Below are 21,319 nucleotides of genomic sequence, written 5' to 3'. Positions count from 1 at the left end.
CTTTTCGGTGCTGTAGCGCCGAAAAGTGCTCACGGGTGTTTCATGCCGGCCAGGCAGGGGCGCGGCCGGTGAGGCTGATGAGCTTGTTCAGTGGCGTGGCGTCCGGGGAGACCTCGACGGGCGGGCCGAAGGGGCTGTCCTGGCCGCGGTCCTGCGCGGCCACCATGGACACGAACTCCAGGGACGCCGTCAGCGAGTCGGCGTCGCACCGGAACTGCTCTCCGGTGGCCTTCGCGATGTCCCAGCCGTGCACCACCAGCTCGTTCATCGCGACGTTGCCCGCGACCGGGCCGGGCAGCTGGACACCGCCGGCCTGCGTCATGCCCTCCCACGCCGTCGGCTCCCGCCACGCCTCGGCGAGCGCGGCCAGCTGCTCGGGGATGCGGGTGCGCCAGTCGTCGGGAAGTCGGGCGGCATCCCCGGACGGTCCCCCACCGGTCAGTGAGAAGTCCTTCGCGGCTGCCGCGGTGAACGCCAGCGACAGCCCGCCGACGTGGTCGATCAGGTCGCCGAGGGTGTACTCGGTGCACGGCGTGGCTGCGGCGAGCTGTTCGTCGGCAACGTTCTCCAGCAGGCTCGCCAGCTGCTGGGCTGCTGGCCTCAGGTCGGGTAGGTCGGTCATTCGCGGCTCCTTCGCGGGGTGTGCTGTTCCAGTGGAACAGAGTCCTCCGTCGGCCTATTTTCATCACCCTCCCCGCCCGCTGCCCGCGCCGGAGTTACGGTAGCCGGTCGGCATCGAGCACAACGGGGGGCGGACAGATGGTGGACCAACAGCGCAGGGTGAAGTACGTGCTGGTCTTGGGCGCGTTGTCCGCGTTCGGTCCGCTGTCGATCGACATGTACCTGCCCGCCTTCCCCGCGATAGCCTCCGAGCTGAACGCCGGGGCCTCGCAGGTGCAGCTGTCGTTGACGGCTTGCACGGTCGGCCTGGCATTCGGGCAGCTCGTCGCCGGGCCGCTGTCGGACACCTTCGGGCGCCGTCGGCCGCTGTTGATCGGTCTGGCGGTTTTTACCCTGACGTCGCTGCTGTGCGCGGTCGCGACGTCGGCTTATGCGCTGGCTGGGCTGCGGCTGGTGCAGGGGCTTGGTGGTGCGGCCGGTATCGTCGTCGCCCGCGCCGTGGTGCGAGACCTGTGCTCGGGCGTGGCGATAGTCCGCTTCTTCTCGTTGCTCATGCTGGTCGGCGGGTTGGCGCCGATCCTCGCGCCGCTGATCGGCGGGCAGATGCTGCGGGTGACGTCGTGGCGCGGCGTGTTTCTGGTACTCGGCGTGATCGGCGTGGTGTTGCTGGTGGCGACCGCGTTCGGCGTGCGCGAGACGCTGCCCACCGAGTCGCGGCGGCCCGGCAGCCTGGGCAGCACGCTGCGGACCTTCGCAGGGCTGCTCGGCGACCGGGCGTTCGTCGGGTACTCGCTGTCCGCAGCGTTGGCGTTCGCTGCGATGTTCGCCTACATCTCGGGTTCGTCGTTCGTGCTGCAAGACGTCTACGGCATGTCGCCTCAGCTGTTCAGCGTGGTGTTCGGGGTCAACTCGCTGGGCATCGTGCTAGTCGGGCAGCTCAACGGCCGCCTGGTGGCCCGGGTCGCCCCGAGCCGGCTGCTGGCGATCGGGCTCGGCATCAACGCCGTTGGCGGCGTCGCGGTGGCGGTGTCCGCCGCCTTCGGGTTGGGCCTGCCGGGGCTGCTGCCAGCGTTTTTCCTGGTGGCTTCGAGCGTCGGCATGGTGTTTCCCAACGCCACGGCCCTGGCGCTGTCCGGGCATCCGGAAACGGCCGGAAGCGCATCGGCGCTGCTGGGCGTCATGCAGTTCTTGGCCGGTGGCGTCGCCGCGCCGCTCGTGGGATCGGCGGGTACGGGCACCGCACTGCCGATGGGCGTGGTCATGGGAGCCCTGTCGCTGTCCGCGGTCGTGGTGTTCCTCGCACTCACCCGTCGCACCCGTCCCGAAGTGCGGGCGGGCGACCGCACGGCGACGAAGACCAACCAGCGTTGACCAGCTGGACTGGACGAGGGACCAGCGGGGTCGGTTCGGTTGTAGAGCGCGTAGCGCCCCTCCCAACGTAGGGAAGCGAGCCTGGCGTCGCGGAGGGCACCCAGGTGCTACGAGGCGTTCCCGGCGGACGTTTGGGTGCTGCGGTGGCTGCAGACGCGCGATGCCGCAGCTGTACGCGGTCGCGCCGTTCGGCGGGAACGCGACCGTGTTCTGCGAGGTGGCCGCCCAGAGCGCTTCCTGCGGTGCCCGCGGAGCAGCGGGTCCCGGCCTTGAAGTAACCAATTGTAACCGACTGCTCGAACGTGTTATAGGTACCGCATGGTTACCAGCGACGACAGCATCCTCAAGCGCGGCAATCTGACGGATCCGAACTGCCCGACCCGTCTGGTGCTGGACCGCATCGGGGACAAGTGGACGGTGCTGGTGGTGACGCGGCTGTCTGACGGCCCGATGCGCTTCACGCAGCTGCGCAACGGCATCGGTGGGGTGGCGCCGAAGGTGCTGACGCAGACGTTGCGCGCGCTGGAACGCGACGGCTTGGTGATCCGGACTGTGTACGCGGAGGTGCCGCCGAAGGTGACCTACGAGCTGACCGACCTCGGGCATTCGCTGCGCGGACCGGTGGAAGCGATCGCCGACTGGTCCGAACGCAACGTCAACCGAATCCTCGCCGCTCGCGTCGCCGCCGACGAAGGGTGATCATATCGGCTGGGCGGCCCAGTCGAGGATCTCGCGACAGGTGTCGATCAGGCGTTGCCGCAGGACGGCGGCCTCGGTGGCGAAGTCGCGCTGCCGTCTGACGTAGTCGACGCGGCCGTCGGGGGTTTCGATCGGTACCGGCTCGTAGCCGAGGTCGCGCAGGTCGTACGGGCTGGCCCGCATGTCGAGCTCCCGGATCCGTACCGCGAGCTCGAAGCAGTCCGCGACCAGCTCCGCGGCGACGAACGGGTCCAGCTTGTAGGCCCATTTGAAGATGTCCATGTTCGCGTGCAGGCAGCCCGGCTGCTCCAGGCGCACCTGGTCGGCGCGTTCGGGCTGCAGGGCGTTGAGCGGTCGAGCCTGCGGGGTGAAGAACCGGAACGCGTCGTGGTGCGTGCAGTTGATCGGCATCGATTCGACGACCTCGTCGGTGCCGTGGTGGCCGAGCCGCAACGGCCACCTGGCGTGTCGGATTTCCTCCGGTTGCGTCCGGTAGACCATGGCCCACTCGTGCAGACCGAAACAGCCGAGCTGGGCTTGGCGGGACGCCGTGGCGGTAAGCAGGCCGAGCACGAATTCGGTGCTGCCGCGGCGTTTCTCGGTCAGCGCGGCTGGATCTAGCGCGACGCCTTCCGGGGTCTCGACGAACCCCTTGCGGGCCAGGAACTCCTGGCCGCCCGCCAACGCGACGCCGACGCTAGGCTGCCAGCGCTCCAGCCGAGCCGGGCGGAAGGAGTAGTACTGGAAGAGGAAGTCCAGCACCGGGTGCTTCTCGTGCTGGTGCTGGCGCTGGCGGTGCGGCCGCGTCCAGCGCGCGACACGTTCACGGTGGGCGGCCTGCTGGACCCGCCATTCCTGCTCGGACAGCACAATCATCGCCGGTCAGGGTAGTCGAGGCCGGTACGGCGGCGGTCAGCGGTGGAACGGGAACCAGTCGAGGTCCAGAAAGTCCCCGGACTGGTCCGTGGCGAAGGTCAGGTAGACGTCGTGCTCGCCGGTCACCGGCCGCTGCAGGTAGACCGGCTAATGGGTGGCCCCGGCCGTCAGTGCACGTGGGTGGCGTCGCGGACGGTACCGACGTATTCCTCGACGAGGTCTTCGAGGGCGACGATGCCGATGGGTTGGCCGGTGGTGTCGGTTGCGGTGGCGAGGTGGCTGCCCGCGCGGCGTAGGGAGGTCATGGCGTGGTCGAGGCGGGCGTGGGCTGGCACGGTGGGTAGTCGCCGGATGCGGGCGGGGGCGATGGGGGTTGCGGGGTCGAGCCCGGCTTGGTCGAGGACGTCTTTGATGTGGAGGTAGCCGGCGAGTGTTCCGTCGTCGCGGCGGAGGGGGAACCGGGAGAATCCGGTGTGGGCGACGGCTTGTTCGACGTCGCCGAGGGTGGGGTGTTGCGGGAGTGTGGTGAGGTCGGGCAGGGGGACGAGGACGTCTGCGACAGTGTGTTCCACTGAGGACAGTGTTTGGGCGAGTCGGCGGTGTTCGGATTGGTCGAGGAGACCTTCACGGCGGGATTCGACGAGGAGTTCGGCGAGTTCGGCGGAGGTGTAGGCGGTGTCGAGTTCGTCTTTGGGCTCTACGCGTAGTAGGCGGAGCACGGTGTTGGCCATCATGTTGAACAGGGCGATGAGTGGTCGGGCGAGTTTGACGAAGCCGACCAGGGGCGGGACCAGCCAGAGGGCGAGTCGTTCGGGTTCGGCGATGGCGAGGTTTTTGGGGACCATTTCGCCGACGAGGACGTGGAGTACGACCACGATCGCTAGTGCGATGGTGAACGCCACGGCGTGGGTGATGGTGTCGGGGATGCCGAGGGTGGTGAACGGTGTTTGGAGTTGGTGGGCGACGGCGGGTTCGCCGAGGCGGCCCAGGCCCAGGGAGCAGAGGGTGATGCCGAGTTGGGCGCTGGTGAGCATCAGCGAGCCTTCCTGGCTGGCTTTGATCACCACCCGGGCGCGGGTTTTGCCTTGGGCCAGCAGTGCTTCCAGCCGGTCCCGGCGAGAGGACAGCAGGGAGAACTCCGCGCCCACGAAGAACGCGTTGAGCAGCAACAGGACAACACCCAGCACGATCGCGAAACCGTCGCTCATCGAACTTCCTCCACGGCCTCGGCGTGCGTCGGCTGGTGGGTGAGGCGCAGTTCTGCGATGCGTCGGCGGTTCATCCGGGTAACGGCCAGCCGCCATCCGTCCGGGGTGAGGTGGTCGCCAACCTCGGGAATGCGTCCCAGTCGAGCCAGCACGAAGCCGGCGACGGTCTCGTAGTCCCCGTCGGGCATGGCGAATCCGGTTGACTCGGCCAGCTCGTCCGGGCGCAGTCGCCCGGAGACGATCCAGGTGTTGTCGCCGATTTGCCGAACAGCGGCGATTTCGCGGCGGTCGTGTTCGTCGCGGACATCGCCGATGATCTCCTCGACGACGTCTTCCAGGGTCACGATGCCCGCGCTACCGCCGTACTCGTCGACCACCACGGCCAACTGCAACCCCGATCCGCGCAGCCGGTTCAGCAGCGCATCGCCGTCCAATGTCTCCGGCACGGTCGGCACCGGACGGGCCAGCGACCTCACTGGGGTCGTTTCGCGGAGTTCGGCGGGGACGCTGAACGCTTGCTTGACGTGGACGACGCCGTGGATCTCGTCGAGGTCGGCGCCGTGCACCGGGAAGCGGGAGAACCCGGTGCGGCGGGCGATGTCGAGCAGATCCATCACGCTGTCGTCGGCGGTCAGGGATTCCACCCGGACGCGTGGGGTCATCAACTCCTCGGCGGTGCGGTCGCCGAAACGCAGCGACCGGTCCATTAGTTGCGCGGTCGAGGAGTCCAGCGTTCCGTGTTCGGCGCTGGAACGCACGATCGAGCCGAGTTCTTCGGGGGAGCGGGCGGATCGGAGTTCTTCCTGGGGTTCGATGCCGAAACGGCGCACGACCCAGTTGGCGCTGTTGTTCATCGCGTCGATCAGCCACCGGAAGGCCCGCGAGAACCGGGCGTGGTAGCCCGACACGGCACGGGCGGTGGGCAGCGGGCGGGCGATGGCGAGGTTCTTGGGCACCATCTCCCCGAAGACCATCGACAGGGTCGTGGCCAGCAGGATTGCCGCCGTCAGCGACACCGCCCCGGCCGCCTCACCGGGCAGGCCCAGCGCGGTCAGCGCCGGGCGGATCAGGTCACCGATCAACGGCTCCGCCACGTACCCGGTGACCAGCGTGGTCAACGTGATCGCGACCTGGGCGCCGGAGAGCTGGAACGACAGCGTCCGGTGCGCCTTCCGCACCGCCCTCGCACGCCGGTCACCGACCTGACGCACATGCGCGTCCACCGTGCTGCGTTCCAGGGACGTCAGCGAGAACTCCGCGGCAACCGCCAACCCGGTGCCCAACGTCAACACGCCAACGAAAACGAGGCCGAGAACGGCCAACAGGATGTCCATCACCGACCACCCCAGAACGGGGTATCGGCCACCAGTTGCGGAAAGCCGGGACTACGTCCCGGCTCGGTACTGCCCTCTGGAGATTGTGCCGCAGGCACTGAAGACGTCACTCCTAGACGAAAATCCGGAAAAATACGACGCCAGTATACGTGTCCTTCGCAGATTCGGCGACAACATCATCACGACCTCCCGAGCAGTGCCAGCAGCTTCGTCTGCTCGTCGGCATCTGCCGCCATCGGTCGCGGCGGGCCGAAGATCCCCATGCCTTCCCAAGCTGGGATCTGCGGGGCGAAGACCGTGTGCACGGCAGCCACCAGCGCCGGATCCAGCCGGTCGTCGTCGCCGATGCCGCGGGCAAGGTCCCAGGCGTGCACGGCAAGGTCCAGCGTCATCTGCCAGCCGTAGTCCTCAGCCGGGATCACGCCGCCGGTGACGTTGACCTCACCGCTGGTCGCCCCCGGTTCGTCCCACGCGCGCCGGGCCGCCGCGGCCGCCTCCCGCCACGCGCCGACCGGGTCGGTGCCCAGCACATCGCCGTCGAACCGGTCGCCGACCTCGTCCAGGGTGGCGCCGTCGAGCAGCCACGGCGCCCACAGCTGCTCGAACACCAGATGGTTGAGCAGATCCCGGACGCACCATTGCGCGCAGGGCGTAGGGGAGCCCCACTGGTCGTCGCCGATGTGCCCCACCCGGTTGTCGAACTCCGCCATGGCCCTGCGGTGCGCGTTCAACAGCTGCATGATTCCTCCTGTGAATTCGGTCATGGGACGCCCGGTGGTGGCGGCGGAATCCCTGGTCAGGCGTCCAGTGTCGCCGGATCGGGGTGTGCGTGGCATCCGCGCCGTGGCGGGTTTACGCCCTGGTGATCTGAACCACTTCGGGAAGTCGTAGCCTGCCGCGGGTTCGTCGGGCGGCTACCGCCGCCAGGTCACACGAGGGAGGACGTGATCGTGAGCACACCCACGGTTGCGGACGCACCGCAGCGGGGCTTCTTCGGGCACCCGCGCGGCTTGTCGACGCTGTTCTTCACCGAGATGTGGGAGCGGTTCTCCTACTACGGCATGCGAGCGATCCTCGGGTACTACCTGTACTTCGCGGTCGCTGAGGGCGGCTTGGGCATCCCCGAGTCCACGGCGCTGTCGGTGGTCGGCGTCTACGGCGCCTCGGTCTACATGACCGGTGTGCTCGGTGGCTGGCTGGCGGACCGGGTGGTCGGCGCCCAGCGGGCGGTGTTCTACGGCGGCTGCGTCATCATGCTCGGCCACATCAGCCTGGCCCTGCCCGGCGGCGTCGCCACGATGGTGCTCGGGCTGGTGCTGCTGGTGATCGGCACCGGCCTGCTGAAACCGAACATCTCGGGCCTCGTCGGCGGCCTCTATGGCGAGAACGACATGCGCCGCGACGCCGGGTTCTCGATCTACTACATGGGCATCAACCTCGGTGGGTTCCTGGCCCCGTTCGTCGTCGGCACCCTGGGCGAGAAGGTCAACTGGCACGCCGGGTTCGGTGCGGCGGCCGTCGGCATGGCACTGGGTCTGGTCCAGTACATGCTCGGGCGCAAGAACCTGGGTTCGGCCGGACGAGCACCGGTCAACCCGCTGCCCGCCGGGCACAAGGGCCGGGTACTGGCCCGCGCGGCCGGTCTCGCCGCGGTGTTCGTCGTATTCCTGGTGGGCCTGTCGGTCAGCGGCGTGATGGGCCTGGACGGCCTGGTCAACCTGATCAGCCTGATCTCGGCTGTGCTGCCGATCGTCTACTTCGCGGTAATGCTCTCCAGCAAGCAGATCACCAAGATCGAGCGGGACCGGCTGATCGCCTACATCCCGCTGTTCCTGGCGGCCGCGCTGTTCTTCCTCCTGTTCGAGCAGCAGCCGAACACGCTGGCCAATCTCGCCGAGGCGGACACCGACCTGAACGTCATCGGCTTCGTGATCCCGGCTTCCTGGTTCCAGTCCATCAACTCGCTGGCGATCATCCTGCTGGCGCCGGTGATGGCGTGGCTGTGGACGAAGCTCGGCGAACGGCAGCCGTCCACCCCGCAGAAGTTCGTCGGCGGGCTGTTCTTCGTCGGCGTCTCGTTCCTGTGGGTGGTGCTGTCGAAGTTCGTCGTCGGCGACGAGAAGCACCTGCCGATCATGCTCGCGCTGGTATTCGTGATCATGACAGTCGGCGAGCTGATGCTCTCGCCGGTCGGCCTGTCGGTGAGCACCAAGCTGGCGCCGAAGGTCTTCGCCTCCCAGACCATGGGCCTGTACTTCCTGGCCCCGGCGATGGGGCAGGGCCTGGGTGCGCAGGTCGTGAAGCTGTACTCGGTGGACAACCAGCAGGTCTACTTCGGCATCGTCGGCGTGGCCACGATCGGTTGCGCGGTCCTGCTGCTGCTCGCCTCGAAGACCGTCAAGCGCTACATGCACGGCGTGAACTAGGGAATTTCCAGGCTCGGCGGTGCTGGTTGCGAGAGTGGGCCAAGCGCCTGCGGCGCTTCAACGGCGGACCACCAGGGCAAGCGGGCGAAGGCCGGTCCCGACGCTCTCGGGACCGGCCTTCTTGAGGCGATGGACTCAGCGCAGGTCGAAGGTCCGGGCGGCCGCCGGGTTCTTCGGGTCCGGGTCCGGGTGGCCCGGCACGCTGACGTTCCCGCTCGGCACCACGCCCCTGACCAGGTAGTCGGTGCCGATCCGGTCGGCGTCGGCGTTGCCGGCCAGCGCCCACACCCCGTGCTTGCCCGCGTCCTTCTCGGTGACCAGCACCGAGGACGGCAGCGATCGGTGCATCTCCACGGCGCCCGCGTAGGGGGTGGCCACGTCGTACTGCGAATTGAACATCAGCAGCGGCGGCAGCCCCGCACCGGTGATCTTCACCGGCTGCAGCCGGGGACCGTGCCACACCCGGCACGGGGCGACGCTCCAGCTGTTGTACCAAGCCCCGAGCGGGTGATTGGTGGCGAGCTCGGCGGAGTCGCGCTCCCATTCGCGGCGGCTGCTCGGCCACGGGGCGTCCGCGCATTCGACGGCGTTGTAGATGGCGTTCTCGTTCTCCGCGGCCGCATCCTTGGTGGACACCAGCGCGACGAGCTTGCGGCCGTCGTTGCGGAGGTGAAAGTCGGCGATCGCCTCGGCCAGCGCGGTCCAATTGCTCTCGCCGTAGAGCGCCATGAATGTGATGTCGATGAACTCCGACGGCCCCAGCTTGCCGCGCGCGGCCTTGCGTAGCTCGGCCTGGATACCGTCCCAGGTGGCCTGCACCCGGGCGCGGTCGGTGCCGAGGTGGAACACCTGGTCGTGCCGGGAGATCCAGTCGAAGTAGCGGCCCAGCCGCAGCTGCGCGGCGATGTTCTGGTTGAGGTTGTTGCGGTACCACACCTCGGAGGTGTCCGGGTTCACCGCGCTGTCCAGGATCATCCGGTCCAAGTGCTCCGGGAACAACTGGCCGTACACGGCGCCGAGGTAGGTGCCGTAGGAGTAGCCGAGATAGCTGATCTTCTGCTCGCCGAGCGCTTCCCGGATCCGATCCAGGTCCCGGGCGTTGGTCGGGGTGTTCAAGTGCGGCAGGTACTTGCCGGCGTGCTGCTGGCAGCCGTCCGCGTACTCCTGGGCGCGCCGCCAGTTCTGCTCCCGGGTCTGCGGGGAATCCGGGTCGGGCAGCGGGTTCTTCCAGAAGGTCGCCGGGTCCACGCAGGTGATCGGGTTGTTGTGCGCGGTGTTGCGGGTGTCGAATCCGATCAGGTCGTAGGAGTCGAGCACCTCGGCGGGCAGCCTGCCGGACAGTGAACCGGCGAAGGCGACGCCTGGGCCGCCCGGGCCACCGGGGTTGACCAGCAGCGAGCCGCGCCGGGTCTCGGGCTTGCGCGCGGGCACCTTCGAGACCAGCAGCTGCAGCTTCTCGCCGTCGGGCGCGTCGTAGTCCAGCGGCACTTCGACGTTGGCGCATTGCATCTGCGGTTGGGGCTGGCTGATGTCTTCCGGGCACGCACCGAACTGCAGGACGGGCGCGGCCTGGGCGATCACCCCGGTGACGGCGGTGCCGGTGAGCACCGCCGTCACGGCTAGACCGAGTGCGATCGAACGCTTCACATGCGTCTCCTCACGGAATGGGACCGGGCTCGAACGGAGCGTAGTCGTTGATCCGATTCCGTACCCGGCAGCGAAAGTCCGTGTCGCCCGGCCGATTCCGGGTCACGCCGCCCGCAGGACATCCGCGACGCGAACGACGTCCGCGTCTGTGGTGCGCCAGTTGCTGAAAGCCGCCCGCAGGCCGGGCCTTCCCTTGTAGACGGTCGGGGCGAGGAATGCGACGCCGGATCCGGCGGCGGTCCGGGCCAGCGCGGTAACGCGTTCCGCGGTCGGCGTCTCGGTGGGGGTGACGCAGACGGCGTTGAAGCGCACCGGTGCCAGCAGCCGAAGGTGCGGCATCTCGGCGATGCCGTCGCCGAGGTCGTATGCCGGTGCGACGTCGCGCTCGACCACCTCGCGGTGGCCTGCCGTCCGTAGGCGGCGAGCGTGAACCAGGCCGGCAGGGCACGCAGGCGGCGTGAGCTCTCCGGGGTGAGGTGCACGAAATCCGGATCGTCGGTCGGCATGCCCAGGTATGCGGCCGAGTTCTGGAAGATGCGCAGCTGCAGGTCCCGGCGGCGGGGGAACTGATCGCGCTGTCATAGGGCACGTTCAGCCAGGTCCGAGTGCTGCGGGGACAGCGCCGCGACCCCCCGAAGGCCGCGTCGACGTGCAGCCAGAAACGGATGCTGCCGGCGCAGCCCCGAGATCGCCCGCAGGGCGTCGAAGTCCACGGTGTTCACGGTGCCCGCATTGGCCACCACGACGGACGTAGCGACCCGGGTGCGCGATGCGCGGTCCCATCCGGATCGACTGGACTGGCCCCGGCATCGCGAACCCCGAATGGTGAACGCGCGTGATCGCCTTTCAACCCACCGGTGATTGCCGGTTCGAGTGGGAGCTCAGCCGACCTGTTGTTTCTCCAAGGTTGCCGCGCCGAGCTCACGGGCCAGGTCTTCGACGACCTGCGCGGTGCGGTCCAGCCAGCGGATGCTGCGGTGCAGGGAAGTGGGGCCGTCGGTCAGCGATTCGGCGATGTCGTGCAGCGCGTCGGCCGTGCGGTGCGCCGAGGCCATCGCAGCTTCGAAGCTGACCTGGGCCTCGTCGCTCATCGACTCCACCGCGTCGGCCAGCGCCCAAAGCAGTTCGGAAAGCCTGTTGCGCGTGTCGTCGTCGACCATGTCCACAGTGGTCGACAGGGCCACCGCCAGGTTGCGCACGTAGTATGCGCAGCCGCTTAGCATCGCCACCGACCGCTGGACCTGGCTTCGCCGAGAGCGCAGCCGGTAGCTGGTCAGCGGCTTCGCGCTGTTGTTCACCCGTTGCAGCCCGTCGTCGAGCTCCCGCATCGACTCCTGCAGCCCGTTGGCCGTGCCCTGCTCGCTGATCTCGGTGCCCGTGCCGCGCAAGAAGTCGCGCAGCGACAGCAGGAAGTTTTGGATGTTGTCGCGGACCAGGGAGCGGGTGCGGGTGGGCAGCACGAACACCGCCGCCAGCACACCCGCCGCCGCGCCGACCGCGGTCTCCCACAGGCGCGCCTCCAGGACGGCCACGTTGAAGGTGCCGAGCATCCCGTAGAGCGCGCCGAGCAAGATGGTGATGAAGAACGTCATCAGCGCGTAGGAGTAGCCGGCGAAGTAGAAGCCGAGGAACACGCAGACCAGGATCATCGCGATCTCGGCCAGGGTGTTGCCGGTGATCTGCGCGGCGACCAGGATGCCCGCCACCACCCCGAGCATGGTGCCTGCGGTGCGCTGCCACGCCCGGACCAGCAGCTCGCCGCGGCTGTTGGTGCTGATGAAAACGACGAACGCGGTGATCACCGCCCAGTACCACCGGTTCGGGGAGACGAGCTGGCCGAACATGATCGCCAGCGCCGTCGCGCAGGTCACCTGGATCGCCATCCGCAGCTCCGGCCGCTGCAGCCCGGTTTCGCCTTCGTCGTCGGACGGTTCCGGTTCCTCGGCCGATGCCGGTGCTTCCTCGACCTGGCGCTCCCCGCCGAGCTCGCCGGTCGCGTCGGCCAGTTCCGCGAGCCCGGCGCCGAGCCGCCGAACCGCCATCGCGACTTCCACCGAAGCCTGCTGCTCGATGCGCTCGGCGACCAGCCGGGTGGCATCCCGGATCTCCTCCGGCTCGCTGCGCAGCACCGCAAGCAGCACGCCGATCGCGTGCGGCACGATGTCGCCGCCGCTGGGGTGGTCGACCAGCCGCATCAGCGGGGTGAGCAGGTTCTCGGCCGCGAGCTCGACGTCCAGGATGCGCTGCCGCAGCAGTTCGCGGCCCGCGTCGTCGAGGGTGTCGAGCTGGCCGACGGTGTTCTCCAGCATCAGCGAGGTCTCGTTGAGCCGGACCGAGCGGTTGTGCAGTTCGCGACGGCGCTTCGTCGAATCCGGGTGCTCGGCGACGTCACGCACCGCGTGCAGCAGGCCGTGCACCTGCGCGAGCAGCGTGCGGCGGCCGCGTTCGAGCACGCCTTCGGGATCGTCGCGCAGCACCACGAACCGCATCACGAACGCGGACAGCGCCCCGGCGACTGCAGCCGTGATCAGCGCGGGCAGCTGCGGCAGCTGCGGGCTCAGGAACATCGCGAAGAAGTAGCCCATGAAGGCGACCATGCCCAGCGGGAAGAACCGTGGGCCGAACCGCCGGATGTAAGTGGCCGCGAAGATCACCATTAGGAACAGCAGGCTGTGCGGCAGCGGCCACGGTGCGGTGACGATCGACAGCAGCAGCGCGGACGCCGCGGGCAGCGGCATCAGCAGGTTGGTGATCTGCTGCTGCCGCCGGTCCCGGTCGTTGACGCCGAGCGAGGAATTGATCGCCACCACCGCGCCGATCATCGCCAGCGGCGCCGGCTGCCCCCACCAGGCGAGCAGGGGCAGCATGATCGCGATCGCGAGCGCTACCGACAACGTCACCCGAGCCGAGGTGCGCAGTCGGCGTAGGGACGGGTCGGAAGCAAGGAAGCGGTTCCACCACTCACTCCACATGCGCCGCACCGCTCCTTAGTCGTCTGGCGAACTCAATTCTGCACGGCGGTACGAGTAGCGGAACCTCGGACGCCGCATGGACGCCGGGAAGTCCGAGCGGCCGTGCTCGCAGGACGACCTCTGGAGAACCCGCGGCGGTGGGAGCTGGAGCGCCGCTTCGAAGGCACCGTCCCGGGCCCTCAGCCGCCGCGGTGGCGACGGACGCTCTCCTCGACCAGGTCGAGCACTGAGCCGAGGTGCGCGGCGGGCAGGCCCATCGCCAGGTGCGACAGGAGACCTTCCAGCACCAGTTCCAGGTAGGCGGTCAGCACGTCCACGTCGACGTCGTCGCGGAGGTTCCCGGCCTCGCGCTGCCACTGCAGGCGGGCACGGGTGGCCGCGGTCAACTGCTCGGAGCGCTGCGCCCAGCGCGCCCGGAACTCCTCGTCGGTGCGCAACCGGCGGGACACCTCCAGGCGGGCGCCGAGCCAGTCCACGCCGGGGGCGTCACCGCCGTCGGCGGGATCGTCAAGCAGGTTGCGCATCACCTGTACCAACCCCTGCTCGGCGACGACGTCGGCCATCCGGGTCGCGTCGTCCTCGGCCAGCGCGAGGAACAGCGATTCCTTGTCCTTAAAGTGGTGGAAGATCGCGCCGCGGGACAGGCCGGTCGCTTCTTCTAGCCGTCGCACGGTGGCGCCTTCGTAGCCGAAGCGCGCGAAGCACGACCGGGAGCCGTCGAGGATCTGACGGCGCCGGGCGTCGAGGTGGTCCTGGCTGACCCGAGGCATGTTCTGATCGTCCCAGGTCCAGCCGCCACATTGCAATCCGTACGTACGTTTTGCTGCGCTTTCCCACCCCCTGGTGGGAACTCCCGAGTCATGTGGTCGCCGCAGCCAGCGGAGTCGGTACTCGTGCACCGCGTCGCGATGCGGGAAGGTCGCGATTCGGGAAAAGTGGGTGGGAAACGACATTCCTCGTTCTTGTAGCAGTTCTCGGGATCAAGAACAAGGGTCGCGGACGTCAGGGGGGAGCGGTAGCGTCGGTAACCGGCCAATTACAGGCGGTGATCATATTGCCCGTTTCGACCGATCCTGCAGCCGCTGACTTCCCGGCCTCCCAGGTCCGCACCCGGGCCGAGGCGGAGGCCTACGTGGCGTCGGTGTGCTTCAAGCACGGCCCACCGCGGCTGCTCGGTGTCGAACTCGAATGGACCGTGCACCACTCCGACGACCCGACCCGAACACTCGACCCGGCGACGCTGATCGCCGCACTCGGCCCGCACGCCCCGCACTCCCTGGTCCCGGACAGCCCGCAGCGGAAGTTGCCCAACGGCTCCGCGCTTACCGTCGAACCCGGTGGCCAGGTCGAGGTCTCCAGCCTTCCCGCCACGTCGATGCGCTCGCTGTTCGAGGTCGTCGCAGCCGACGCCGAGTACGTCGAGCGCCGGTTTCGCGCCGCCGGGCTGGTGCTCGGCGACCAGGGCACCGACCCGTGGCGGTACCCGAACCGGGTCCTGCAAGTCCCGCGCTACGCCGCGATGGAAACCGCATTCGACCGCATCGGCCTGGACGGCCGGTTGATGATGTGCAGCACCGCTGGGGTGCAGGTCTGCCTCGACGCCGGCGAACCGGACCGGGTGGCCGCTCGCTGGGCTGCGCTGCACGCGCTGGGGCCGGTGATGATGGCGATGTTCGCGAACTCGCCGATGCTGTTCGGCGAACGCACCGGCTGGGTGTCCACCCGCACCCGCGCGCTGCTGCGCACCGATCCGCCTCGCACCCGGCCCGGCCCGATCACAGTCGACCCGGCCGCCGGTTGGGCCAAGCGGGTGCTCGACACCGCTATCGTGTGCCTGCGCCGCGACAACGACGACTGGACGGCGCCCAGCGGCATCAGCTTCGCCGAGTGGATCCACGGCGCGCTGCCGGATCCGCCCACCCGCGACGATCTCGACTACCACCTGTCCACGGTGTTCCCACCGGTGCGGCCGCGCGGCTACTTCGAGGTCCGCTACCTCGACGCGCAGCCCGGCCAGGACTGGATGCTGCCCACCGGGGCGCTGATCGCGCTGTTCCGCGAGGAATCCACGGTGGACAAGGTGCTCTCGATGGCGTCACCGGCGGTCGGCCGCTGGGTGCATGCCGCACGGCACGGTCTGCGGGACCGGGCGTTGGCGCGCACCGCCCGCGATGTCTTCGAGCTGGCGTGCCGGCACTTGGAGGTTCCGGACAGCCCGCCGGGACTGCCCGACCGGCTGGCAGATTTCGTGGCGAAGCGGCTCGCCGCGGCCGACGAACGCTGAAGAACCGGAGGTAACCGGTGGGAAGCACGCAAGCTCTGGCCGATCTTGGGATATCGAACTTGCGCTCGCACGTGGCCGCCGAACTGGCGCGCACCCGTCAACGCAGCGCGGTGCTGACCGACGCCGTCGACGACGAGGACCTCGTCAAACAGCATTCGACGTTGATGTCGCCGCTGGTCTGGGACCTGGCGCACATCGGCAGCCAGGAGGAGTTGTGGCTGGTGCGCGATGTCGGCGGCGCACCGGCGATCCGCCCGGACATCGACGATCTCTACGACGCCTTCCAGCACCGCCGCTCCGACCGCCCGCAGCTGCCGCTGCTGGGGCCGGCCGAGGCGCGCGACTATGCCGGGACGGTGCGCACGAAGGTCTTCGATCTGATCGACCGAGTTCCGCTCGAGGGGCGGCCACTGGTCGAGCATGCCTTCGCATTCGGCATGATCGTGCAGCACGAGCAGCAGCACGATGAAACGATGCTGGCCACCCACCAGTTGCGGGACGGGCCGCCTGCCCTCACCGCGGACCCGCCGCCGCCCGGTGCGGCAGCGCTCCCGGCCGAAGTGTTCGTGCCCGGCGGGCCGTTCACGATGGGCACTTCGGCGGAACCCTGGGCACTGGACAACGAGCGACCGGCGCACCAAGTGCACGTCGACGACTTCTACCTCGACAGCACGCCGGTCACCAACGGCGCGTACTTGGCTTTCATCGACGCCGGTGGTTACGACGATCCGCGCTGGTGGAGCGACGCGGGCTGGGCGTACCGGCAGCGCGCCGACCTGCGGGCGCCGCGGTTCTGGCACCTCGACGGTGACCGGTGGCTGCGGCGCAGGTTCGGCCATGTCGAACCGGTACCGCCGGACGAGCCGGTGGTGCACGTCAGCTACCACGAGGCCGGGGCGTACGCGGCATGGGCGGGCAAGCGGCTGCCCACCGAAGCCGAGTGGGAGAAGGCCGCGCGGTTCGATCCCGCCAGTGGCCGATCCCGCCGGTACCCGTGGGGCGATGACGATCCGGGGCCCGAACACGCCAACCTGGGCCAACGGCATCTGCAACCGGCACCCGCCGGGGCGTACCCGGACGGGGCCGCACCGTGCGGCGCGCGGCAGCTCATCGGCGACGTGTGGGAATGGACGGCGACGGATTTCCTGCCTTATCCTGGCTTTTCGGCATTCCCGTACCGCGAGTACTCCGAGGTGTTCTTCGGGTCCGACTACAAGGTACTGCGCGGCGGTTCCTTCGGCACCGACGCCGCCGCCTGCCGCGGCACCTTCCGGAACTGGGACTACCCGATCCGGCGGCAGATCTTCGCCGGATTCCGATGCGCCCGGACACCACGACGCGGGGAGCGCGGCTGACCGATGTGCCGACACCTGGGGTATCTGGGGCCAGCCGTGTCGCTGGCGGAACTGCTGCTCGAACCGGCCCATTCGCTGCTGGAGCAGGCGTGGGCGCCCGAGGACATGCGCGGCGGCGGCACGATCAACGCCGACGGCTTCGGCGTCGGCTGGTACCGGCCGGACGGCACCACCGCCCGCTACCGCGCCGCGATTCCGATGTGGACGGACAAACCCTTCCGGCAGGTCGCCGCGGACGTGCGCAGCGGCGCGGTTGTCGCGGCGGTCCGCTCGGCGACCGTCGGGATGCCGGTGGTGCCTGGCGCGTGCGCCCCGTTCACCGACGACACCTGGCTGTTCAGCCACAACGGCCGGGTCACCGGCTGGCCCGATTCGCTGGCGAAACTGGCCGCCCGACTGGAAGTCGTGGACCTGCTGACCATTGAGGCGTCGACCGACTCGGCACTGTTGTGGGCGTTGCTGCGGCAACGGTTGGTCGAGACGGCGGAGCCAGACCAGGCGGTGCAGGAGCTCGTCAGCGAGGTCCTCGCCACCGCGCCGGATTCGCGGCTGAACCTGCTGCTCTCCGACGGTACCCGGCTCATCGCTACCACCTGGACGCATTCTTTGTGGGTACGTCGCACCGAGACGGCGGTGGCGGTGGCCTCTGAGCCGTTCGGCGCGGACACCGGCTGGGCGGAGGTCCCGGACCGGTGCCTGCTCGTCGCGGACACCGAGAACGTGCAGGTGTCGTCGTTGTCGGAAGGGGAGCGATGAGCGAGCCGGAACTGGTCGTCCGATTCACCGAGGAAGACGCGGCCTGGGAGCTGCGCACCGAGGTCCGCGCGGGCTTGACCGACAGCCCGAAGTGGTTGTCGCCCAAGTGGTTCTACGACGCGGTCGGCAGCGACCTCTTCGAACAGATCACGGTCTTGCCGGAGTACTACCAGACCCGGGCCGAGCAGCAGATCATGCAGCAGCGAGCATTGGAGGTCGCCGAGATCACCGGCGCGGCCACCCTGGTCGAGCTCGGGTCCGGTTCGTCGGAGAAGACCCGGCTGCTGCTGGACGCGTTGCGCAAGAACGAAACCCTGGAGCGATTCGTGCCGCTGGACGTATCGGTCTCCGCGCTGCGCGCCGCGGTGGAGTCCATCGCGCTGGACTACCCGGAAATTCAAGTGCGCGGCGTCGTCGACGACTTCACCAACGGTCTCTCCGCGTTGAACGCGGGCGCCGGGCGGCTGGTCGCGTTCCTCGGCGGCACGATCGGGAATCTGCTTCCCGCCGAGCGCGGCCAGTTCTTCGCGGCCGTGCGCGCGGCGCTGCGGCCGGGGGAGTGGCTGCTGTTGGGCACCGACCTGGTGAAGGACCCCGATCGGCTGGTCCGCGCCTACGACGACGCGCGGGGCGTGACCGCGGAGTTCAATCGCAACGTGCTGCGGGTCCTCAACCGGGAACTCGGCGCCGATTTCGAGCCTGAGAACTTCCGGCACGTGGCGTTGTGGAACGCCGAGCAGGAGTGGATCGAGATGCGGCTGCGGGCGCAGCGGCCGATGCGGGTCGGGCTGCCGGAACTGGGGTTGACGGCGGATTTCGCCGAGGGCGAGGAGATCCACACCGAGGTTTCGGCGAAGTTCCGGCACGAGCGCGTCCGCGACGAGCTCGCGGTGGCAGGCTTCGAGCTGCACCGCTGGTGGCTGGACGACGCGGCGGACTTCGCGCTCTCCCTAGCCGCGGCGCGGTAGGGCCGATCGGTGAATCCGCCACTTTGATCACCCCACCGGCGGGTGAGCGCAGTGGCGCGGGCTGCCGGGCGCACGACTATTGCGGCGTAGGGAACCGAGGGGCCGTTGCGCGAATCAAGTGATCGCGGAAGAAAGCAAATGACGTTGGGCTCTTCTTCGCGGTGATCTCGCCGGAGGCCGACCGCGCACCGACAGCCACTGGGGGGAGGTGCCGTCGGTACGCGGCCAGCGGCCTCAGGCTACACCCGCCTCCACGGCACCTTTCTCGGGATGAGCGTGGTGGCGGCGAGTGCATTGGTTGGTGCGGTTGCTTCACAACGCCTGCGTGCGGCTCGGGCTTGGCGAACTCGCTTCGGAAGCTGGGAAACCGGCTGTCGCGCCGGATTCGAGGTAGGTACACCAGGGCGGCAAGCCCGGCCAGCAGTGCGCCGACCGCGGCGACAAGGACGCCCAGTTGCAGCCCTTCGACGAGCTGATCGCCACCGCTGATGGACTGCCTCAACGGCGAACTCGATCTCCACCTTCGGCGGCAACCCGATCTCCACCGTCGGCGCCGCGGCGGCCTTGGCCTACCTGCTCGACCATGACCTGCAGGGCAACGCCGCCAAGCGCGGCACCCTCCTGCTGGAGGGCTTGCGGGGCCACGCAGAGCAGTGCCCGCTTATCGGTGACGTGCGGGGCAAGGGCCTGATGGTCGGCGTCGAGCTCGTCGAGCCGGGCACTCGCACACCCGCTGCCGCGTCGGCCACGCGGGTGGTGGAACTGGCGAAGCAGCGCGGAATGTTGGTAGGCAAGGGCGGGCTGCACGGGAACGTCCTGGCGCCTGGCGCCTCCGATGACGCTGACCGAGGCGGAAGCGGCGCAGGCGTTGCAGATCCTCACCGAAACCACCTCGCTGGCCGAGCAGGAGCTCCGCCGATGACGGAACTGATCAGGCACTGGATCGAGGGCAAGTTCGACGTCGCGATCCCGCAGCGCACCGGCGAGGTGTTCGACCCCGCCACCGGGTAGGTGGCCAAGCGGGTCGCGTTCGCCGCAGAGTCCGATGTGGACAACGCGGTGGCGAGCGCCGCCGAGGCGCTCAAGACCTGGCGGCACACGCGCCCTGGACGAACCGGCGCTGCCGGACGCCGACCTCGACCTGGCCGCCGACGCCGCGGTGTCCGCCGGGTTCGGCTCGGCGGGGGAACGGTGCATGGCGATCTCCGAGGTCGTCGCCGTCGATCCGGTCGGCGACTTCTACCGCGGCGACGGCCCGCGCTCGGTACCTGCTCTCGAATACCCAGGTCCACCGCGTGCAGGCCGGTACCGAGCTCGACAACACCGCCGAGCAGCGCGCCCTGGAGAAGACCGGGTTCACCCGCGAATGGGTGCTGCGCGGGTACGCCTTCCGGGGCGGCCGGTGGCGGGATTGAGTGCTCTACAGCATCCTGCGCGCCGAAATCGATCTGGACGGGCGATCGCGCAGCGCTGGGATCGCCGATAACAGGCTCTGGGTTGGCCAAGAGCGAGGTCCTCGGGGCAGAACCGGAGGTCATCTCCTACGCTCGCGGGCATGCCCGCACTCAGTCCTCGGTCCGTCCTGGACGGCCGCAGCTCCAACCGCGCGCCGATACCGCTGATCATCGGCCTGGTGGTGTCCGGTTTCTGCCTGCTGCTGGCGCTCACCTTCTACCTGCTGCAAGGCGGGCCGGTGAACGTCGTGATCGGCACCGCACTGGCGCTGCCGACCGCGGTCGTGCTCATCGCGCTGATCTTGCTCATCGACCGGTTGGAGCCGGAGCCGCAGCTCAACCTGTGGCTGGCCTTCGGCTGGGGTGCCGGGGTCGCCATCATCGGCGCGCTGATCGTGAACACCGGCAGCGAGCTCCTGATGGCTCCGGCGCTGGGTGCCGAGGTCGCCTCGGTGATCACGGTGTCGGTCGTGGCGCCGGTGGTCGAGGAGAGCTTCAAGGGTGCGCTGCTGCTGTACTTGCTGTGGGTGCGGCGGCACGAGATCGACGGGCCGACCGACGGCATCGTGTACGCCGGGATGTGCGGGCTGGGCTTCGCATTGGTCGAGAACGTCCTCTACTACATGCAGGGATTGGGCGCGGAGACCGGGGAGATCTGGGGGACGGTGCTGATCCGCGGCGTGATTGCGCCGCTCGGGCATCCGCTTTACACCGCGATGACCGGGCTCGGCGTCGCCTACGCCGCGACTCACCGCGGCCCAGGCCGGTTCTTCGCGGTGGTCGGCGGTTGGTGCGGCGCGGTCTTCCTGCACGCGTTGTGGAACGGCAGCCTTACGTTCGCCGGTTTCCTGGGCATGGTGGTGGCGTACCTGGTTGATTTCCTGGTGCTGGTCGCGTTGGTCGTGGTCGTCGTGCTGGACCGCAAGCGGCTGGTGCACCTGATCCGCAAGTACCTGCCCGCCTACATTCCGAGCGGATTGGTGCAGCCCAGCGACGTGCAGATGCTCGGCAGCCTTTCCGGACGGCGGAAAGCCCGGCACTGGGCGCGCGCGCAGGCGGGCGCGACCGGGGCGCGGGCGATGGGTGACTACCAGTTGGCGGCAACCGAACTGGCACTCTTGCACGCGCACGCGGAGAAGGAGACGGTCCCGCCGGACAAGTTCTTCGCCAGGCGGGAGGCCATCTTGGGGTTGATGCGGACTGCGCGGGACGCGTTCTTCCGGCGGATGCCGCAGGCGCCCCCGCCGCCGTGGTGACGCTGTGGCCGGCCGCTGCTGACTACGCGACGGGAGTTTCGTGATGATCCACGCTACCGAACCGACGTCAGTGAGCCGGACAGTGCTGGCCG

At 69.0% G+C, this 21,319-nt stretch carries 17 protein-coding genes and 2 pseudogenes; 10 read left to right on the top strand and 9 right to left on the bottom strand.

Features of this window, described 5'->3' with window-relative positions:
* Positions 1 to 40: 40 nt before the first annotated feature.
* A complete protein-coding gene (locus tag ACWDKQ_RS07630) occupies positions 41 to 622 on the bottom strand; it encodes a TIGR03086 family metal-binding protein (RefSeq protein ID WP_450137946.1) in 582 nt (193 codons plus the stop codon).
* 137 nt (positions 623 to 759) lie between these two features.
* Here ACWDKQ_RS07630 and ACWDKQ_RS07625 point away from each other — a divergent pair, with 137 nt between their 5' ends.
* The gene (locus ACWDKQ_RS07625; protein ID WP_450137945.1) at positions 760 to 1,992 is read left to right on the top strand and encodes a Bcr/CflA family multidrug efflux MFS transporter; all 1,233 of its coding nucleotides are present in this window, start codon (positions 760 to 762) and stop codon (positions 1,990 to 1,992) included.
* 318 nt (positions 1,993 to 2,310) lie between these two features.
* Positions 2,311 to 2,691, top strand: a complete 381-nt coding sequence (locus ACWDKQ_RS07620) for a winged helix-turn-helix transcriptional regulator (RefSeq protein WP_450137944.1) — start codon at positions 2,311 to 2,313, stop codon at positions 2,689 to 2,691.
* Here the strand turns inward: ACWDKQ_RS07620 and ACWDKQ_RS07615 are convergent, their stop codons facing one another.
* The 4 genes from ACWDKQ_RS07615 to ACWDKQ_RS07600 all read right to left on the bottom strand — a co-directional run bounded on the left by ACWDKQ_RS07615 (position 2,692) and on the right by ACWDKQ_RS07600 (position 6,849).
* Positions 2,692 to 3,567, bottom strand: a complete 876-nt coding sequence (locus ACWDKQ_RS07615) for a 3-methyladenine DNA glycosylase (RefSeq protein ID WP_450137943.1) — start codon at positions 3,565 to 3,567, stop codon at positions 2,692 to 2,694.
* A 167-nt stretch (positions 3,568 to 3,734) separates the two neighbouring features.
* Entirely contained in the window at positions 3,735 to 4,775 is a 1,041-nt protein-coding gene (locus ACWDKQ_RS07610; protein WP_450137942.1) for a hemolysin family protein, read from the bottom strand.
* Positions 4,772 to 6,109 (bottom strand): hemolysin family protein, encoded by a 1,338-nt coding sequence (locus ACWDKQ_RS07605; protein ID WP_450137941.1) that lies wholly within the window; start codon positions 6,107 to 6,109, stop codon positions 4,772 to 4,774. Before ACWDKQ_RS07605 ends, ACWDKQ_RS07610 begins: the two co-directional genes overlap by 4 nt.
* Before the next feature lie 179 nt (positions 6,110 to 6,288).
* On the bottom strand, positions 6,289 to 6,849 hold the full coding sequence (locus ACWDKQ_RS07600) for a TIGR03086 family metal-binding protein (RefSeq protein WP_450137940.1): 561 nt from the start codon (positions 6,847 to 6,849) through the stop codon (positions 6,289 to 6,291).
* Between the two features lie 210 nt (positions 6,850 to 7,059).
* Here ACWDKQ_RS07600 and ACWDKQ_RS07595 point away from each other — a divergent pair, with 210 nt between their 5' ends.
* A complete protein-coding gene (locus tag ACWDKQ_RS07595; RefSeq protein ID WP_450137939.1) occupies positions 7,060 to 8,535 on the top strand; it encodes a peptide MFS transporter in 1,476 nt (491 codons plus the stop codon).
* Positions 8,536 to 8,670: 135 nt separating this feature from the next.
* Here the strand turns inward: ACWDKQ_RS07595 and ACWDKQ_RS07590 are convergent, their stop codons facing one another.
* From ACWDKQ_RS07590 to ACWDKQ_RS07575, 4 genes are all read right to left on the bottom strand, one after another.
* Positions 8,671 to 10,182 carry an alpha/beta hydrolase gene (locus ACWDKQ_RS07590; RefSeq protein ID WP_450137938.1) on the bottom strand — a complete coding sequence of 504 codons (1,512 nt, stop codon included), beginning with the start codon at positions 10,180 to 10,182 and terminating at the stop codon, positions 8,671 to 8,673.
* A 102-nt stretch (positions 10,183 to 10,284) separates the two neighbouring features.
* Entirely contained in the window at positions 10,285 to 10,575 is a 291-nt protein-coding gene (locus tag ACWDKQ_RS07585; RefSeq protein ID WP_450137937.1) for a hypothetical protein, read from the bottom strand.
* 488 nt (positions 10,576 to 11,063) lie between these two features.
* Entirely contained in the window at positions 11,064 to 13,154 is a 2,091-nt protein-coding gene (locus ACWDKQ_RS07580) for an FUSC family protein (protein ID WP_450137936.1), read from the bottom strand.
* A 179-nt stretch (positions 13,155 to 13,333) separates the two neighbouring features.
* A complete protein-coding gene (locus tag ACWDKQ_RS07575) occupies positions 13,334 to 13,924 on the bottom strand; it encodes a TetR/AcrR family transcriptional regulator (RefSeq protein WP_450137935.1) in 591 nt (196 codons plus the stop codon).
* Positions 13,925 to 14,208: 284 nt separating this feature from the next.
* Between ACWDKQ_RS07575 and egtA the strand changes: the two genes are divergently transcribed.
* The 7 genes and pseudogenes from egtA (at position 14,209) to ACWDKQ_RS07540 (ending at position 21,227) form a co-directional block, all read left to right on the top strand.
* A complete protein-coding gene (gene egtA, locus ACWDKQ_RS07570) occupies positions 14,209 to 15,438 on the top strand; it encodes an ergothioneine biosynthesis glutamate--cysteine ligase EgtA (protein ID WP_450137934.1) in 1,230 nt (409 codons plus the stop codon).
* 17 nt (positions 15,439 to 15,455) lie between these two features.
* A complete protein-coding gene (gene egtB / locus ACWDKQ_RS07565) occupies positions 15,456 to 16,793 on the top strand; it encodes an ergothioneine biosynthesis protein EgtB (protein WP_450137933.1) in 1,338 nt (445 codons plus the stop codon).
* 3 nt (positions 16,794 to 16,796) lie between these two features.
* Positions 16,797 to 17,549 (top strand): ergothioneine biosynthesis protein EgtC, encoded by a 753-nt coding sequence (egtC, locus tag ACWDKQ_RS07560; protein ID WP_450137932.1) that lies wholly within the window; start codon positions 16,797 to 16,799, stop codon positions 17,547 to 17,549.
* The gene (gene egtD / locus ACWDKQ_RS07555) at positions 17,546 to 18,517 is read left to right on the top strand and encodes an L-histidine N(alpha)-methyltransferase (RefSeq protein ID WP_450137931.1); all 972 of its coding nucleotides are present in this window, start codon (positions 17,546 to 17,548) and stop codon (positions 18,515 to 18,517) included. Before egtC ends, egtD begins: the two co-directional genes overlap by 4 nt.
* A 485-nt stretch (positions 18,518 to 19,002) precedes the next feature.
* Positions 19,003 to 19,439, top strand: a pseudogene (locus ACWDKQ_RS07550) (aminotransferase class III-fold pyridoxal phosphate-dependent enzyme); the annotation flags it as partial.
* A 198-nt stretch (positions 19,440 to 19,637) separates the two neighbouring features.
* A pseudogene (locus ACWDKQ_RS07545) lies at positions 19,638 to 19,754 on the top strand (aldehyde dehydrogenase family protein); the annotation flags it as partial.
* 318 nt (positions 19,755 to 20,072) lie between these two features.
* Positions 20,073 to 21,227, top strand: a complete 1,155-nt coding sequence (locus ACWDKQ_RS07540) for a PrsW family intramembrane metalloprotease (protein WP_450137930.1) — start codon at positions 20,073 to 20,075, stop codon at positions 21,225 to 21,227.
* The last annotated feature ends 92 nt before the right edge of the window (positions 21,228 to 21,319 follow it).

It is taken from the genome of Saccharopolyspora sp. NPDC000995, from assembly GCF_053599315.1.
Note: the sequence above shows the minus strand (reverse complement) of the source record. Positions and strands in the feature narration are given on the sequence as shown.